The following is a 16,119-nucleotide window of genomic DNA, read 5'->3' on the forward strand; positions in this document are numbered from 1 at the left end:
AATGACGGCACCACAAGCAGTTCCAGACCCGATGACGCAGCGCCAGACCGAACCCACCCTCATCCCGCAGTCCCGGCGCGGAACGGGGCCGGCATGATCGTCCGCGACCGCCCTTCACCGCTGCGCCTGTTCTTGGTGGTGCGCGGCTCGGTCTTGCCGAACATCTGGAAAAGCCTGCTCGGCACCACCCTGCTGGCCATCGCCGTCACCTGGGCCCATGGCACGCCGTGGGGCCACAAGATCGCGATCGGCGCGATCCCCTTCACGCTGATGGGCCTTCCCCTCGCGATCTTCCTCGGCTTTCGCAACAACGCCGCCTACGACCGCTACTGGGAAGGCCGCAAGCAATGGGGCGAACTGGTGACGCGCAGCCGCAACCTGGCGCGCCAGTGCCTCTCGCTGATCGATGAAGATGCCACGCGCAGCCGCATGATCCGGCGCGCGATCGCCTTCGCGCACGCACTGCGCCACCGCCTGCGCGACAGCGATCCCGCGGCCGACGTCCAGTCCTGGCTGGAGCCCGGCGAATGGGCGCGCCTGCAGAACCTGCCCAACCTGACCCACGCGCTGATGCTGGAAATGGGCGCCGACATCAAGCACTGCCTGCGCGAGCGCCGCATCGACTCGGTACTGGTCCCCAGCATCGACGCCAGCCTGTCGGCGATGAACGGCGCCGCCACCGCCTGCGAACGCATCCGCGGTACGCCCATCCCCTTTTCCTACACCCTGCTGCTGCACCGCACCGCCTACCTGTACTGCGTGCTGCTTCCCTTTGGCATGGTCGACGCGATCGGCGAGCTGACCCCGCTGGTGACGCTGCTGGTCGCTTACACCTTCTTCGGCCTGGACGCCCTCGGCGACGAGATCGAGGAGCCCTTCGGCACCTCCGACCACGACCTGCCGCTCGAGGCCATGTGCCGCACCATCGAGATCGACCTGCGCACCGCGCTCGGCGACACCGACCTACCCCCGCCCCTGCTGCCGGTCGACTACCGGCTCAATTAAATCGCCTGGAAACAAAGCACATGAAGACTGAATACCTGGATCGAATCCGCTGCGCCCGGCTGCGCGCGCGCGTCACCGGTGCTGCCGATGCAGCCAGCTGGATCAAGGACGGCATGACCGTCGGCATGAGCGGCTTCACGCGCGCCGGCGACGTCAAGCTGGTCCCGAGCGCGCTGGCTGAACGCGCGCGCCGCGAGCCGCTGAAGATCACGCTGCTCACCGGCGCCTCGCTCGGTAACGACACCGATAAACTGCTCACCGAGGCCGGGGCGCTGGCGCGCCGCATGCCCTTCCAGGTCGACCCGGTGCTGCGCGCGGCCATCAACCGCGGTGAGGTGATGTACATCGACCAGCACCTGTCCGAGACTGTCGAACAGCTGCGCAGCCGCCACATCAAGCCGGTCGACGTGGCGGTGGTCGAGGCGGTGGCGATCACGGAGAGCGGTGCGATCGTTCCCACGACCTCGGTCGGCAACAGCGCCAGCTTCGCGATCCTGGCCGACAAGGTCATAGTCGAGATCAACCTGGCGCAGCCGACCGGTCTCGAAGGCCTGCACGACATCTGGATTCCCAAAAAGCGTCCGATGCGCGAGCCGGTCCCGGTCATGTCGGTCGAGCAGCGCGCCGGCACGCCCTGGATCGAGATCCCGCCCGAGAAGATCGTCGCCATCGTGATCACCGACCAGCCGGACAGCACCTCGTCCGTGCTGCCGCCGGACGAAGACACCGCGGCGATCGCCGGCCACCTGGTGCGCTTCTTCGAGGACGAGATCATTGCGGGGCGCCTGACCAGCAGCCTGCTGCCGCTGCAGGCCGGCATCGGCACCATCGCCAACGCGGTGCTGGCCGGCTTCGTCCACAGTCCCTTCCATCACCTGACCATGTATTCGGAGGTGCTGCAGGACTCGACCTTCGACCTGTTCGACGCCGGCAAGCTCGAATTCGCGTCCGGCTCCTCGATCACGCTCTCGCCCGAGAAAAGCGCGCAGGTGTTCCGCGATTTCGAGCGCTACAGGGACAGGCTGGTGCTGCGCCCGCAGGAAGTGTCGAACCATCCGGAACTGATCCGGCGCCTCGGCATCATCGCCATCAACACGGCGCTGGAAGCCGACATCTACGGCAACATCAACTCGACCCACGTGTCGGGCACCCACATGATGAACGGGATCGGCGGCTCGGGCGACTTCGCGCGCAATGCCTACCTGTCGGTGTTCGCCACCAAGTCCACGGCCAAGGCCGGGCGCGTGTCCTCGATCGTGCCGATGGTGACCCACGTCGATCACAGTGAGCACGACGTCGACATCATCGTCACCGAGCTGGGACTGGCCGACCTGCGCGGCCTTGCCCCGCGCGAACGCGCCGAGGCGATCATCGAGAACTGCGTGGCCGAGCCGTATAAGACGATGCTGCGCGAATACGTGGCGGAGGCGCAGCAGCGTGGCGGCCAGACCCCGCACGTGCTGGAAAAGGCGTTTGCCTGGCACACGCGCTACCGCGAGACCGGTTCGATGCTGGTCAAGGATTGACGCAAGCCCGCGGTCTGGTGTGCAATACGCAACCATGACCGCTACCTCCACCCCGAAACCGAAGCGCCGCCTGCGCAAGATCCTGCTTGCCCTCGGCGGCGCCGTCGTCATCGCCCTCGCCGCCATTCCGCTGGCGCGCAACCTGGAACACGGCCCGCTGGACGCCTCCGCGCGTCGGCAGGCGCCCGGCCAGTTCGTCACGCTCTCGCACGGCATCGTCCACGTGCGCATCGCCGGCCCCGAACAGGGCCGCCCGGTGGTGCTGGTGCACGGCTTTTCGGTGCCGAACTACGTGTTCGACCAGACCAGCGCCGACCTGGCGGCCAGCGGCTTCCGCGTGATCCGTTTCGACCTGTACGGGCGCGGCTGGAGCGACCGCCCGGACCTCGACTACGACCGCGAACTGTTCGCCAACCAGCTGCTTGAACTGATGGACACGCTGCAGCTGCCGAAGGCCGACCTGGTCGGCCTGTCGATGGGCGGCGCGATCGTCGGGCGCTTCGCCGCCGAGCATCCGGAGCGGGTGCGCAGCCTGGCGCTGGTGGCGCCCCTGACCCAGCCGCAGGACATCAGCGTGATGGCCTGGCCGGGCGTCGGCGAATGGCTGATGCGCAGCTGGTACCTGCCGAAGCTGGCAGGCAGCCAGCTCGAGGATTTTCCGCACCCGCAGCAGCCGCCCGGCTGGGCCGAGCGCTTCCAGCCGCAGATGCGCTACGACGGTTTCGGCCGCGCGATCCTGTCGACCATGCGCCACGTGATCACGCAATCCTCGCTGCCGGATTTCGAGAAGCTCGGCAAAAGCAGACTGCCGGTGCTGCTGGTGTGGGGCGAGGCTGACAAAACCGTGCCCTATGCCCAGCACGCCGCCGTGCAGCGCGCGATACCGCAGGCGCAGTTCATCTCGCTGCCCGCGACCGGCCATCTGGCGGTGGTCGAGGAACCGGCGCTGACCGACCCGCAGCTGGCCGCCTTCTTCAAGCGAAATTAAATAAAAAAACACCAGCCCGCAGGCTGGTGTCTTATTTGCTGCCGGCCGATCGAATGCGATCAATAGCCGCGGCCACCGCTGGTGCCCGTGCCCGTGGTGCCAGTGCCTGTGGTACCGGTGCCGGTCGTGCCGGTGGCGCTGGTGCCGGACGAGCTGGTGCCCGAGGTGCCGGTGCTGCCGCTCATGCCGCTGGTGCCGGTCGAGCCCGAGCCCATGGTGCCGGTGGCGCCACTGGTGCCGGTGCTGCCGGACGAGCCGGTGCCGGTGCCCATGCTGCCGCTGGTGCCGCTGCTACCCGACGAGCCGGTGCCGGTGCCGGTGCCGGTGCCCATGCTGCCGCTACCGGAAGTGCCGCTCGAGGAGCCGCTGGTGCCCATGCTGCCGCTGCCCGAGGTGCCGCTGGAACCCGACGAGCCGGTGCCGCTGCCGCTGCTCGAGGAGCCGCTGCTGCTGTCCATGCCCGAGCTGCTGGACGAGCCGGTGGTGCCGCTGCTGCTCGAGCCCGAGCTGCTGCTATGTTTCTTGGCTTTCTTTTTGCTCGACTTGTGTGGGGTCGATTTGCTGGTGGACTGGTCCGCCTGTGCGCTGGCATTGGCGTCGCCGGTGGAAGAAGCGTTGGTGCTTTGCGCCTGGGCGCTGCCGATACCGAACATCGCTACTGCAACAGAAGCACCGAGCAGGCCTTTCAGTAACTTATTCATTTTCATGTCGCTCTCCTAATGGATTTGGGGCAAAAAGCTCAACAATATCAACGAGATAAATTGAGGGTTCGCAGTGTAGAACGGCCGCGGCAAAGCGTGCGCGCGTTAGCCGCCTGGAAACACATAGCGACAAATCGGCGACACATTCGTGCGAATCGAGCGCGTTGAACGACAATAAAAACGCCGGGCAAGCCGGCGTCCTCGTTAGTGCATTGCGGCAACCGCTGGGGCGGCCGGCGGCGCATGCAGCGCCGCAGCTTCGGCAGCCAACGTGCCCAGCCTCGTGTACAGCTCCAGCACGTTGCTCTTGTCGTCCGGATAGACCCGGTTCGACAGCAGCACGTAGAAGCTGCGCGAGCCCGGATCGATCCACAGCACGCAGCCGGTAAAGCCCGTGTGGCCGTAGCTGCCGACCGGGAACACGGTGCCGCGCGGCCGCACGGCATATGGCGAGTTGATGTCCATGCCCAGGCCGCGCAAGGCCTCGATGCCGCTCGGCGATTGCACCGTCGTCATCAGGCGCACGCTCTCGGCGCTGAGGACGCGCACGCCATCCAGCTCGCCTTTGTTCAGCAACATGCGCGCGTAGCGGGCGACGTCGCGGGCGGTGGTGAACACGCCTGCCGAGCCGGCCACGCCGTCCATGCGGCGCGCGGTCGGATCGTGCACCACGCCCTGCAGCAGCTGGCCGGGCGCGAGGTCGCCGTGCGCCGAGCCCTCGCCCTCTTTGCCCTTCTGGGTCGGGGCGATCAGCGCGGCGGCGGCATCTCCCCGGCGCAGCGGCAGATAGCCGGTATCGGCCATCTTGAGTGGCTCAAAAATGCGGGTGCGCGCGAATTCGTCCAGCGGCATGCCGGACACTTTCTGCACCAGCTGGCCCAGCAGGATGTAGTTGATGTCCGAATAGCGGAAAAACGTGCCGGGCGGATGGGTCACGACCTGGCTGCAGGCCAGCGCATGGGCGGCCGCATCGCCGTGCCAGGCGGGCTTTGCCGGCAGGCCGGCGGGCAGGCCCGAGCTGTGGGTCAGCAGGTGGCGGATCGTGAGCGTCTCCTTGCCGCCGTTCGCACATTCCGGAAAGTAAGCCGTCAGCCTGGCATCGAGGTCGATTTTTCCCTCTTCAGCCAGCTTCAGGACCGAGGGCGCGGTAGACAGCACCTTGCTCAGGGACGCCGCGTCGAACACCGTGCCGGTAGTGACGGCGCGCGCATCGGTTTCGTAGCTGAGCTTGCCGTATGCCTGTTCGTAGACGGCGCCCGCGTGCTCGACGTGGACCACGGCGCCCGGCAGCTTGTGCGCGGCAATGGCTTCCTGCACGGCGGCGTCGATTTGCGGCAGGCGCGCGGGGTCCAGGGTTTCCGCGAGGGATAGTGGGGCGACACGGCCGTGAATGCAGCCGCTGAGCAGGACGGACATGCCGGCTGCGGCAATCAGGGAGAGGAACAGCGGACGGAAGGCGGATCGGGTCATGATGCGGTCTTGGCGAAATTGAACCAATGCATCATAGGCAGGCGCCCAGGCGGGGTCAAGCGAGGCACCGTCGGCGAAAAAAAACCGATCGGCGTATCATGGACCCATGATTCCACTCTCGATACTCGACCTCGCCCCCATCGTTGAGGGCGGCACCGCTGCCGATTCCTTCCGCAACTCGCTCGACCTTGCCCAGCATGGCGAGCGCTGGGGCTACAACCGCTTCTGGCTGGCCGAACACCACGGCATGCCGGGCATCGCCAGTGCGGCGACTGCCGTCCTGATGTGCCATGTTGCCAACGGCACCTCGACGATCCGCATCGGCGCCGGCGGCATCATGCTGCCGAACCATTCACCGCTGGTGATCGCCGAACAATTCGGCACGCTCGCTTCGCTGTTCCCGGGCCGCATCGACCTAGGCCTGGGCCGCGCGCCCGGCTCGGACCACACCACCGCGCGCGCACTGCGCCGCAACCTGGCGTCCGACGCCGACGAGTTCCCGCAGGACGTGGTGGAACTGATGGATTACTTTGCCGATTCGCCGCGCCGCCAGGTCCGCGCGGTGCCCGGCGCCGGGCTCGACGTGCCGGTGTGGATCCTCGGTTCCAGCCTGTTCGGCGCCCAGCTGGCGGCCGCGCTCGGCCTGCCCTACGCTTTCGCCTCCCACTTCGCGCCGCAGATGATGATGCAGGCGATCGAGCTCTACCGTGCGACCTTCCGCCCCTCGGCCCAGCTCGACAAGCCTTACGTGATGCTCGGCTTTAACGTGTTCGCCGCGGATACCGATGCCGAAGCGCACCTCCGCGCGACCTCGATGCAGCAGGCGTTCGTCAACCTGCGCAGCGGCCGCCCGACCAGGCTGAAACCGCCGGTCGAAGGCTATCTCGATCTGCTGAGCCCGCCGGAACGGTCCATGCTGGACTCGGTACTGTCGTGCACGGCCATCGGCTCGCCCGCCACCGTCTCGGCCCAGCTGAAGGCCTTCATCGAACGCACCGGCGCCGACGAGCTGATGGTCACCTCGCAGATCTTCGACCACGCTGCGCGCCTGCGTTCCTACGAAATCACGGCGGATATCGCGCGGGGCAGCTGAATGCCTGTTTCGGTGGGTTGGCGAACAGTCGAACACGTTCGCCAAGCCTAGGCTGGACGCATCAACCTTCTAACGGAGTCATGTCATGAAAGCCAAACTGATCGCCGCATCCCTCGTGATGTCGCTGGCCTCGACCGGCGTTGCCTACGCCAAACCCAGCTGCCTGAAAGGCGCGGCCGCGGGCGCCGTCGGCGGCCACTTCCTCGGCAAGCACCACGTGCTCGGCGCGGCCGTCGGCTGCGCCGTGGGCCACCACATGTCCAAGAAGCAGGAGCGCGAGCAGGCGCAAGCCCAGGCTCAGGCAAATGCGCAAGCCCAAGCCAATGCCCGGGCGCAGAACGGCCAGGCGCCGGCACCGCGCAGGTAAGCCGCTACTTTAAGAAGTAAGCTGAGCGCCCGAAACGGCTTCAGGGCCGTTTCAGGCGCTCAGGTTCAGGCGTCGCCGGTGCCCGCCTGCAGCGCATCGATCAGTTCGCGCGTCGACCTGACACGTCCCATGTTGCGGAACACGTTCTGGCAGGAGAACTGGTGCGCGTCCGCGCTCATGCTGCTCATCGCATCTTCCGCGAAGATCAGCTCGAAGCCGCGGTCGAAAGCCGCGCGCGCGGTCGACTCGACGCCATAGTTGGTGGCGATGCCGCTCATGATGATGGTCTTGATGCCGCGCCGGCGCAGCAGCTGCTCGAGCTCGGTGCCGTAGAAGGCGCCCCACTGGCGCTTGGTCACGACGATATCGTTCGCCTGCACCTGGGCTTCATCCGCAAAATGGACCGCTTCCGGCGGCGGTGCCGGCGTACCGGGCTTGCGCACCGGATTGTCGGCGGGCAGCGACAGCAATTCGTCCACCAGCACGCGCACGAAGATCACCATGCCGCCGCGGTCGCGCATCTCGCCGGCGAGCAGCACGCAATTGCCCACCACGCGCTCGGCCGGATGCGGTTCCAGTTCCCTTTTCACATTGAAGTTCTGCAGATCGATCTGCACCAGGGCGGTACGGCCGATATCGATATTCAGTTCGTTCATGAGTGCTTCCTCCTTGGCCCAAGTATTCATCAGGCGCGGATTCGGCGGCGCGCGGACCTGTCGCCTCACCGTCAATACTGACCATGCCCGCTCCCTGTGATAGATTCCTCAGATCAATCACAGAGACGGCAGCAGCCGACCACCATGAAGAACATCGCCATCGTCGGCGCCAGCGCGCTGCTGGCGGCCTGCGCCACCACCCAGCCTCCCCTCACCGACTACAGCCTTGGCTCCGGCGCCGCCCGCAGCGAAGCCCAGCAAGCCCTCGAATTCGACAAGGCCGACCTCAAGCTGCGCATCGAACCGGCCACCCGCAGCATCGCCGGTGACGTCACGCTCACTTTCGGCACCCGCGCAGCCCTGTCCAGCATCGAACTCGACCTGGACCGCAACCTGCCGATCGACGCCATTGACGTCGACGGCCAGGCGCTGCCCGCCGGCAGCTGGCGCAATCCGGAAGGCAAGCTGACCATCGACCTGCCGCGCCCGCTGGAACCTGGCAAGCAGATCGCGGTGCGCGTGCAGTACCACGGCAAGCCCCACGTGGCCAAGAAGGCGCCCTGGGACGGCGGCTTCGTGTGGTCGCAAACGCCGGACGGCCAGCCTTGGGTGGCCAGCGCCGTACAGGGCGAAGGCTGCGACCTGTTCTGGCCCTGCATCGACCATCCGACCGGCAAGGCCAAGGTGGTCGACGAGCACATCACGGTGCCGAGCCCGCTGGTCGCGGCCGGCAACGGCATAGCCATGGGGATGGATGAGAAGGACGGCTGGCGCACTTACCACTGGCGCACCAGGAACCCGAGCACCTACGGCATCTCGATCAATGTCGCGCCCTACCAGCTGCTGTCCGGCGAGTACCGCAGCCGCTACGGCAACGTGATTCCGCTGCGCATGTGGTACCTGCCGCAGAACGAAAAGGGTGCCAAGGAACTGTTCGCCGAGTTCGCGCCAATGCTGGACTTCTTTGAAAGCACCATCGGCCCCTACCCCTTCGGCGACGAAAAGATGGGCGTGGTCGAGACCCCGCACAAGGGCATGGAGCACCAGACCATCAATGCCTACGGCAACAAGTACGCGAAGACGGCCTACGGTTACGACGAGCTGCTGCAGCACGAGTTCGCCCACGAATGGTTCGGTAACCAGCTAACCAACGCCAACTGGGACGACATGTGGCTGCACGAGGGACTCGGCAGCTACATGCAGCCGCTGTACATGCAGAGCCTGCGCGGCGACCTCGAGTATTTCGCCGAGCTGATGCACCAGCGCGGCATGATCGAGAACAAGGCGCCGATGGTGTCCGGCAAGCCCAAGCTGGAAGAAGACGTCTACGATATCAAGCGCGGCGGCCCCGGCCAGGACATCTACAACAAGGGCTCGCTGGTCATGCACAGCTTGCGCAGCCTGATAGGCGACGAAGCCTTCTTCCGTGCCGTGCGCGAAGAAGTCTACGGCACGCCCGACCCGCGCCCCGGCAATTTCGCGCCGCGCTACGGCACGACGCCGGAGTTCATGGCCATCGTCAAGCGCGTGAGCGGGCGCGACCTGGACTGGTTCTTCCAGGCTTACCTGTACCAGAAGGAGTTACCGGAGCTGCAGGCGACGCGCAGCGGCAATACATTGGAGCTGGCGTGGAAGACGGAAAAGAACACGCCCTTCCCGATGCCGGTCGAGGTGAAAGTCGGGGACCGTGTGGTGAATGTGCCGATGACGGACGGGCGCGGCAGTGTGCCGCTGCCGGAAGGCGTGGCTTATACGCTGGATCCGCATTCGAAGGTGCTGCGCAGGGAGCAGCATATCGAGCGCTATCACCAGTGGCAGGAAGAGATGAAGAAGAAGCGGGAGAAGGAAAAGGCCGCAACGTAAGCGTCATTCCCGCAGCCTTCAAACGTCATTCCCGCAGGAGCGGGAATGACGTGCTTAAGCTAACAATGTCCGCTTAAGCCAACGATCTATTACTTCGAAGCGTTCTGCATCTTCTCGCCAGTACGCTCCAGCGCGCGGCCGGTAGCGGCGGTCGCATCCTTCGCGCCTTCCTTCACGTTGGCAGCGGCTTCTTTCGACTCCTGGCGCACTTCGGCGCCGGCTTCGTGCATGTTGGCGGCGGCGCGGTCGGCGGCGGCATCGACTTTCACGGCAGCGCGGTCGGTGGCGGCGTCGATTTTCTCGCCGGCACGGGCGGCGGCGGCGTTGGCGTCGGCAGCGGCTTCACGAGTCGTTGCGGCGGCGTTGGCGCCGGCATCGTCGACGGCCTTGCCTGCAGCCTGGGCAGGGCCCATGCCTTCGGTCTTGGCCGGTTCGGCCTTGTGGCAGCCGGTCATCAGCACGGCAGCAGCAAAAACGATGCTCGAGAGAGAAATGGTCGTGGTCTTCATGATGGGCTCCTGTTGTTATTAAATAAACAAAGTGTATGGACGTATCCTACACGCCAAAAGCCCCGCGCACGATTGCCAAATGTGCCAAACCGTAACAAAAAATCATCTTCCGTGGGGCAGCGCACGCAGCCCGGTTACATCTCTTTGCAAACCCGGCCGTTCAGGGCACCACATTGCCGTCGGCGTCGATTTTTCGTACCTCGCCCAGTCCCAGCGCCCTCACATCGGCCTCAATCTTGCTCATATCGCCCACGACGATCCATAGCTGTCGCTTCGGCAAAATAGTCCGTGCCGCCAGCGCATTCAGCTCCGCCGTGCCGAGGCCCAGCACCTGGTCCGTGTAGGTGTTGTAGTAGTCGCCCGGCAGGCGGTACTGCAGGATGGTGGCGTACCCGTTGCTGAGCTGGGCGATGGTCTCGAAGGCACCGGGCAGGCCGAGGGTCTCGTTGTCCTGGGCCGCCTTCAGCTCGGGCTGCGTGATCGGCCGCGCGCCGGCGATGTCGGCGTACTCGCGCAGCAGCTCGCGCAGGGCCGGCGCGGTCTTGTCGGTCTGCACCGGCGAGCCGCTGAACAGGATGCGCTGCCCGACCGCTGCCACCAGCGAGGAGCCGACGCCGTACGACCAGTGTTTATCTTCGCGCAGGTTCATGTTCAGGCGCGAGCTGAAAGTGCCGCCGAACACGTCGTTCAGCAGGTTCAGCGCCACCGCATCCGGCGTATTGCGCGGCGGCGCCAGCTGGGCGCCGACGATGTCGCTCTGCAGCGCGCCCGGACGGTCGATCAGGTAGATGACGGTGCGATCCGGCTGCGCCACCTGCGCCACATTTTTCGAAGGCACCTCGCCCTGCCGCCAGCCGGCGAAAGCCTTTTCTAGCAGCGGGGTCAAGGCCGCCATGGTGGTGTCGCCCACTACCAGCAAGGTCGCATTGTTCGGCTTGAACCAGGCCTGGTGGTAGCGCACCAGGTCGGCCCGCGTCATGCGCGCGACCGCTGCCTCGGTACCGGTGCCCGTCAGCGGCAAGCCGTAGGCGTGGTCCTTGCCGTAGATGAGTCCCGGCAGCACGCGCAGCGCCATCGCGCGCGGCACCGTCTTTTCGCGGGCGATGGCGGCGATGCGGTCGCGCTGCAGGCGTTCGAAGTCGGCCTGTGGGAAGGACGGGTGCAGCACCAGGTCGGCATACAGGCCCAGCGCGCGCGGCAAGGTGGGCGTCAACACGTTCATGTTGACGAAGGCGCCGTCCAGATTGGTGGCGGCGCCGAAGGAGGCGCCCAGCGCTTCCAGCTCGGCGCTGATCTGCAGGGATGAGCGGGTCTGCGTCCCCTCTTCCAGCATGCGCAAGCTCAGGCTGGCCAGGCCGGGCAGCTCATGCGAATCGGAGGCGAAGCCGGCGTCGATCATCATCGATACATTGATGACCGGCGCACCGTGGCGCTCGGCCAGCACCACCTTCAGCCCGTTCGACAGCAGCGCCGACTGCATGGGCGGCAAATGCAGCTTTTCCGGGTGGCCGGCCGGCGGTCCCTTGCTGCGGTCCAGCGTCGTCACCGAGGGCGCCAGTCCGGCCGGGAAGGGATCGACCTGCAGCACATAGTCGCCGTCGGCCAGCCAGTCCAGCATGGCTTGCCGCACCATGCTCGGCGTCGCCGCCTGGATGCGCTTCAGATAGGTCTTGTAGCAGTCCGGATCCCCGGTGAAGGTGATGCAGCGTGCCAGCATGTCGCTCTTGCCGCCAAAGCCGCCGACGCGCTCGACGGTGCGCGCGTACTGCGCCAGGATCGCCGTCTTCGCCAGGCGCAGCTCGTCCTCGCGCGGCCCCGTTTTCATCAGCGCGCGCAATTCCTCGTCGGCGATGCGCTCCATGCGCGCGACGTCGGCGCCGGGCTGCGCCGTCAGGTTGACGCCGAACTGGCCGGCGACCTCGCTGGAGTCGTCGCTGGAAAAGGCGGACGTCGCCAGCTGCTCCTTCACCACCAGGCGCTGGTACAGGCGCGAGGTCTTGCTGCCGCCCAGTACGTGGGCCGCAAGATCCAGCAGCGCTTCTTCCGGCGTATCGGCGCCCGGCACGTTCCAGACGCGGTAGATGCGCGCCTGCGGCACGCGGTCCTGCACGCTGGTGCGGTGCGTGCCGCTGCGCTTTGCGATCCAGGCACGCTGCTTGGCCACGGGCGGGCCGGGCGGGATGTCGCCGTAATACTTCTCGACCTTCTCGCGCGCCTGCGCGGGCGTGATGTCGCCAGCCAGCACCAGCACCACATTGCCCGGGCCGTAGTTCCCGCGGAACCAGTCGGTGACGTCCTGCATGGAGGCGGCGTCGAGGTCTTCCATCGCGCCTATCGTGGTCCAGGAATACGGGTGATTGGCCGGCCAGGTGTTCGCGGTGACGATCTGCTCGACCACGCCATACGGCTGGTTCTCGCGCTGGCGCTTCTCGTTCTGCACCACGCCGCGCTGCAGGTCCAGCTTCTTCTGGTCGAGCACCCCCAGCAGGTGGCCCATGCGGTCGCTCTCGGCAAACAGCGCGTAGTCGAGCATCGAGGTCGGCACGGTCTCGAAGTAGTTGGTGCGGTCTTTATTCGTGGTGCCATTCAAGTCGCTCGCGCCTATGCCCTCCAGCGCCGAGAGAAAGGTCTTGTTGAAGTTGGCGCTGCCCGAAAACATCAGGTGCTCGAACAGGTGGGCGAAACCTGTCTTGCCCGGTTTCTCGTTCTTGGAGCCGACGTGGTACCAGGTGTTCACCGCCACCACGGGCGATTTGTGATCCTCATGCACAAGTACGGTCAGGCCGTTCTTCAGCACGAACTTCGTGTAAGGGATGTCGGGGATGGGGATGTCGACGGCGCTCGGTGCCGCGGCGGAAGAGACTGACATCAGCATGGCCAGCAGCAGGGCCAGAAGCATGGATGGGCGCATGCGCTACCTCCTGGAATCCGGGCCGCCCATTCTAAGCCGGCCTGCCGGGCACACGAATCGGGCGCCCTGGATGAATATTCGAAAATTTCGATTAAACGCGCGCAAATAATCCGTTTTTCATTGCCGATCCACCATCGCATAATGACTCCATCGCAGCGAGCACACAGCAGACTCAAGCTTCGAAGCGATCGACTAAGCTAACCAAAGGAGCCAAGCATGTACCTGATTTCCCTCGGCGTCGGCCTGCTGGTCGGTGCGATCTACGGCCTGCTGGGCGTGCGTTCGCCGGCGCCTCCGGCCGTCGCCCTGATCGGCCTGCTGGGCATGCTGATCGGCGAGCAGGCCGTGCCACTGGCAAAACATCTGATTCACCAATTCATCCACTAAACCTGAAGGAGCACATCATGAGCAACCCGAAACTGGAAGTCCTGACCCCGCAAAACTCGCAGCTGATCATCATCGACCACCAGCCGCAGATGGCCTTCGGCGTGCAGTCGATCGACCGCCAGACCCTGAAGAACAACGTGGTCGGCCTGGCCAAGGCAGCCAAGGCCTTCGGCATCCCGACCACGATCACCACCGTCGAATCGGACTCCTTCTCCGGCAAGACCTACCCGGAAATCCTGGACGTGTTCCCCGACCACGTCATCCTCGAACGCAGCTCGATGAACTCCTGGGACGACCAGAAAGTGCGCGACGCCCTGAAAGCCAACGGCCGCAAGAAGATCATCGTGGCCGGCCTGTGGACCGAAGTCTGCAACACCACCTTCGCGCTCTCCGCCATGCTGGAAGGCGACTACGAGATCTACATGGTGGCCGACGCCTCCGGCGGCACCTCGAAGGATGCCCACGACTTCGCGATGCAGCGCATGGTGCAGGCCGGCGTGGTCCCGATGACCTGGCAGCAGGTGCTGCTGGAATGGCAGCGCGACTGGGCGCACCGCGACACCTACGATGCCGTGATCAAGATCGTCACCGAGCACTCCGGCGCATACGGCATGGGCGTCGACTACGCCTACACGATGGTGCACAAGGCGCCGGCGCGCAACCAGGGCCATAACGAGGTGCTGGCTCCGGTCCCGGCCCCGATTCGCTGATACCATCTTCATAACCAGGGAGTCGATCATGCAGGCACAGTCCACCGCGGCGAAAACGCCAACGCTCATCCTCATCAACGGCAGGTTCGCCACGCTGGACCGCGAGCGGCCAGAGGCCAGCGCGGTCGCCATCCGCGACGGCCGCTTCCTCGCGGTCGGCAGCGCGGAGGAAGCGATGCGCCACCGCGGGGCGGGCAGCCAGGTAATCGACCTGAACGGCCGCACCGTGGTGCCGGGCCTGAACGACTCCCACCTGCACCTGATCCGCGGCGGCTTGAACTACAACCTCGAGCTGCGCTGGGAAGGCGTGCCCTCCCTTAGCGACGCCCTGCGCATGCTGAAGGAGCAGGCCGAGCGCACCCCGAATCCGCAGTGGGTGCGGGTGGTGGGCGGCTGGAGCGAATTCCAGTTTGCCGAGCGCCGCATGCCGACGCTGGAAGAGATCAACGCCGCCGCGCCCGACACCCCGGTGTTCATCCTGCACCTGTACGACCGCGCCCTGCTGAACCGCGCCGCCCTGCGCGCCGTCGGCTACACCAAGGACACGCCGAACCCTCCGGGCGGCGAAATCCAGCGTGACGCTGCCGGCAACCCGACCGGCATGCTGATCGCCCGCCCGAACGCGATGATCCTGTATGCGACGCTGGCCAAGGGCCCGAAGCTGCCCTACGACCTGCAGGTGAATTCGACGCGCCAGTTCATGCGCGAACTGAACCGCCTCGGCATCACCAGTGCGATCGACGCCGGCGGCGGCTTCCAGAACTATCCCGAGGATTACGCCGTCATCGAGGAGCTCGACCGCAACAAGCAGCTGAGCATCCGCATCGCCTACAACCTCTTCACGCAGAACAAGGGCCAGGAGCTGGAGGACTTCCAGCGCTGGACCAGGATGGTGACGCCGGGCCAGGGCAGCGACTACTACCGCCACAACGGCGCCGGCGAGATGCTGGTGTTCTCGGCGGCCGACTTCGAGGACTTCCTGGAACCGCGTCCGGAGCTGGCGCACGGCATGGAAGACGAACTGGAAAAGGTGGTGCGCCATCTGGTGGCGAGCCGCTGGCCCTTCCGCCTGCATGCGACTTACGACGAATCGATCACGCGCATGCTGGACGTGTTCGAGAAGGTCAACCGCGACATCCCCTTCAATGGCCTGCACTGGATGTTCGACCACTGCGAGACCATCAGCCAGCACAACATCGAGCGCGTGAAAGCGCTGGGCGGCGGCATCGCCATCCAGCACCGCATGGCCTTCCAGGGCGAGTACTTCGTCGACCGCTACGGCAAGGAGGCCGCGAAGGCCACGCCGCCGGTCAGGCAGATGCTGGAGACAGGCGTGCCGGTAGGCGCAGGCACCGACGCCACCCGAGTGGCCAGCTACAACCCGTGGACCGCGCTGTACTGGCTGGTGACCGGCCGCACCGTGGGCGGCCTGCCGCTGTACGGCGACAATGGCCTGCTCGAGCGCAGCACCGCATTGGAGTTGTGGACCGCGGGCAGCGCGTGGTTCTCCAACGAGCAGGGACGCAAGGGCCGCATCCAGGCCGGCATGCTGGCCGACCTGGCGGTGCTGTCGAAGGATTTCTTTACGGTGCCCGAGGAAGAGATCAAGGCGCTGGAATCGGTGCTGACCGTGGTCGGCGGCGACATCGTCTACGGCGCCGCCGAATTCACCAGCCTGGGGCCGCCGCCGATTCCGGTACTGCCGGAGTGGTCACCGGTGCAGAAGGTGCCCGGACACTGGCGCAAGGCTGGTGTGCAAACTACGGCGCAGCCGCAGTCACACATGGCCATGCCGCACCAGTGCTCCGGCCCCTGCGGCGTGCACGCCCACGCCCACGACAAGGCGCGCAAGTCGAACGTGCCGGTGCAGGACTTCGGCGGCTTCTGGGGCGCCTTCGGCTGCAGCTGCTTCGCTTTCTGACGGGGACACAGC

The 16,119-nt window shown here is 65.9% G+C and carries 13 protein-coding genes and 1 pseudogene; 9 read left to right on the forward strand and 5 right to left on the reverse strand.

Translation table 11 applies throughout. The features are described 5' to 3' along the window. Window positions 1-93: 93 nt before the first annotated feature. Genes AC07PE_RS25975 through AC07PE_RS25985 form a run of 3 tightly spaced genes read left to right on the forward strand, consistent with a single transcriptional unit; the run spans window position 94 to window position 3,519 of the window. Complete coding sequence (locus AC07PE_RS25975) at window positions 94-1,005, forward strand: bestrophin family protein (protein WP_498770019.1); 912 nt, start codon at window positions 94-96, stop codon at window positions 1,003-1,005. Window positions 1,006-1,025: 20 nt separating this feature from the next. Further along, the gene (gene scpC, locus AC07PE_RS25980) at window positions 1,026-2,531 is read left to right on the forward strand and encodes a succinyl-CoA:acetate CoA-transferase ScpC (protein WP_498770021.1); all 1,506 of its coding nucleotides are present in this window, start codon (window positions 1,026-1,028) and stop codon (window positions 2,529-2,531) included. Between the two features lie 34 nt (window positions 2,532-2,565). Beyond that, window positions 2,566-3,519: an alpha/beta fold hydrolase gene (locus AC07PE_RS25985; RefSeq protein ID WP_498770023.1), complete on the forward strand. Its 954-nt coding sequence runs from the start codon at window positions 2,566-2,568 to the stop codon at window positions 3,517-3,519. Window positions 3,520-3,578: 59 nt separating this feature from the next. Here the strand turns inward: AC07PE_RS25985 and AC07PE_RS25990 are convergent, their stop codons facing one another. Both AC07PE_RS25990 and AC07PE_RS25995 read right to left on the reverse strand, forming a co-directional pair. After that, window positions 3,579-4,226: a hypothetical protein gene (locus tag AC07PE_RS25990; RefSeq protein ID WP_498770025.1), complete on the reverse strand. Its 648-nt coding sequence runs from the start codon at window positions 4,224-4,226 to the stop codon at window positions 3,579-3,581. Between the two features lie 198 nt (window positions 4,227-4,424). After that, on the reverse strand, window positions 4,425-5,690 hold the full coding sequence (locus AC07PE_RS25995; protein WP_498770027.1) for a serine hydrolase domain-containing protein: 1,266 nt from the start codon (window positions 5,688-5,690) through the stop codon (window positions 4,425-4,427). Between the two features lie 106 nt (window positions 5,691-5,796). Here AC07PE_RS25995 and AC07PE_RS26000 point away from each other — a divergent pair, with 106 nt between their 5' ends. Beyond that, complete coding sequence (locus tag AC07PE_RS26000) at window positions 5,797-6,783, forward strand: LLM class flavin-dependent oxidoreductase (protein ID WP_498770029.1); 987 nt, start codon at window positions 5,797-5,799, stop codon at window positions 6,781-6,783. Between the two features lie 85 nt (window positions 6,784-6,868). Beyond that, on the forward strand, window positions 6,869-7,150 hold the full coding sequence (locus AC07PE_RS26005) for a hypothetical protein (RefSeq protein WP_498770031.1): 282 nt from the start codon (window positions 6,869-6,871) through the stop codon (window positions 7,148-7,150). A gap of 65 nt (window positions 7,151-7,215) precedes the next feature. On the opposite strand, the gene AC07PE_RS26010 is transcribed toward AC07PE_RS26005, so the two are convergent. After that, window positions 7,216-7,806 carry an isochorismatase family protein gene (locus AC07PE_RS26010; protein WP_498770033.1) on the reverse strand — a complete coding sequence of 197 codons (591 nt, stop codon included), beginning with the start codon at window positions 7,804-7,806 and terminating at the stop codon, window positions 7,216-7,218. Window positions 7,807-7,950: 144 nt separating this feature from the next. Between AC07PE_RS26010 and AC07PE_RS26015 the strand changes: the two genes are divergently transcribed. Next, window positions 7,951-9,669: a M1 family metallopeptidase gene (locus tag AC07PE_RS26015; protein WP_498770035.1), complete on the forward strand. Its 1,719-nt coding sequence runs from the start codon at window positions 7,951-7,953 to the stop codon at window positions 9,667-9,669. 89 nt (window positions 9,670-9,758) lie between these two features. On the opposite strand, the gene AC07PE_RS26020 is transcribed toward AC07PE_RS26015, so the two are convergent. Further along, window positions 9,759-10,178 (reverse strand): hypothetical protein, encoded by a 420-nt coding sequence (locus AC07PE_RS26020; RefSeq protein WP_498770037.1) that lies wholly within the window; start codon window positions 10,176-10,178, stop codon window positions 9,759-9,761. Window positions 10,179-10,338: 160 nt separating this feature from the next. Beyond that, window positions 10,339-13,089 (reverse strand): M16 family metallopeptidase, encoded by a 2,751-nt coding sequence (locus tag AC07PE_RS26025; protein ID WP_498770039.1) that lies wholly within the window; start codon window positions 13,087-13,089, stop codon window positions 10,339-10,341. A gap of 216 nt (window positions 13,090-13,305) precedes the next feature. On the opposite strand from AC07PE_RS26025, the pseudogene AC07PE_RS26030 reads away from it, so the two are divergent. The 3 genes and pseudogenes from AC07PE_RS26030 to AC07PE_RS26040 all read left to right on the forward strand — a co-directional run. Then, window positions 13,306-13,458, forward strand: a pseudogene (locus tag AC07PE_RS26030) (DUF1427 family protein); the annotation flags it as partial. A 35-nt stretch (window positions 13,459-13,493) separates the two neighbouring features. Then, window positions 13,494-14,186, forward strand: a complete 693-nt coding sequence (locus AC07PE_RS26035; RefSeq protein ID WP_498770041.1) for a hydrolase — start codon at window positions 13,494-13,496, stop codon at window positions 14,184-14,186. A 28-nt stretch (window positions 14,187-14,214) separates the two neighbouring features. Further along, a complete protein-coding gene (locus AC07PE_RS26040; protein WP_498770043.1) occupies window positions 14,215-16,107 on the forward strand; it encodes an amidohydrolase in 1,893 nt (630 codons plus the stop codon). Window positions 16,108-16,119 lie beyond the last annotated feature (12 nt).

The sequence above is a fragment of the Telluria sp. GW821-FHT07G12 genome (assembly GCF_059418525.1).

Excerpts from the sequence above, each read along its gene's own strand:
- AC07PE_RS26005 (WP_498770031.1), top strand. The coding sequence starts at position 6,869 with ATGAAAGCCAAACTGATCGCCGCATCCCTCGTGATGTCGCTGGCCTCG.
- scpC (WP_498770021.1), top strand. The coding sequence starts at position 1,026 with ATGAAGACTGAATACCTGGATCGAATCCGCTGCGCCCGGCTGCGCGCG.
- AC07PE_RS25990 (WP_498770025.1), bottom strand. The coding sequence starts at position 4,226 with ATGAAAATGAATAAGTTACTGAAAGGCCTGCTCGGTGCTTCTGTTGCA.
- AC07PE_RS25985 (WP_498770023.1), top strand. The coding sequence starts at position 2,566 with ATGACCGCTACCTCCACCCCGAAACCGAAGCGCCGCCTGCGCAAGATC.
- AC07PE_RS26035 (WP_498770041.1), top strand. The coding sequence starts at position 13,494 with ATGAGCAACCCGAAACTGGAAGTCCTGACCCCGCAAAACTCGCAGCTG.
- AC07PE_RS26025 (WP_498770039.1), bottom strand. The coding sequence starts at position 13,089 with ATGCGCCCATCCATGCTTCTGGCCCTGCTGCTGGCCATGCTGATGTCA.
- AC07PE_RS26040 (WP_498770043.1), top strand. The coding sequence starts at position 14,215 with ATGCAGGCACAGTCCACCGCGGCGAAAACGCCAACGCTCATCCTCATC.
- AC07PE_RS25995 (WP_498770027.1), bottom strand. The coding sequence starts at position 5,690 with ATGACCCGATCCGCCTTCCGTCCGCTGTTCCTCTCCCTGATTGCCGCA.
- AC07PE_RS26015 (WP_498770035.1), top strand. The coding sequence starts at position 7,951 with ATGAAGAACATCGCCATCGTCGGCGCCAGCGCGCTGCTGGCGGCCTGC.
- AC07PE_RS26010 (WP_498770033.1), bottom strand. The coding sequence starts at position 7,806 with ATGAACGAACTGAATATCGATATCGGCCGTACCGCCCTGGTGCAGATC.
- AC07PE_RS25975 (WP_498770019.1), top strand. The coding sequence starts at position 94 with ATGATCGTCCGCGACCGCCCTTCACCGCTGCGCCTGTTCTTGGTGGTG.
- AC07PE_RS26020 (WP_498770037.1), bottom strand. The coding sequence starts at position 10,178 with ATGAAGACCACGACCATTTCTCTCTCGAGCATCGTTTTTGCTGCTGCC.
- AC07PE_RS26000 (WP_498770029.1), top strand. The coding sequence starts at position 5,797 with ATGATTCCACTCTCGATACTCGACCTCGCCCCCATCGTTGAGGGCGGC.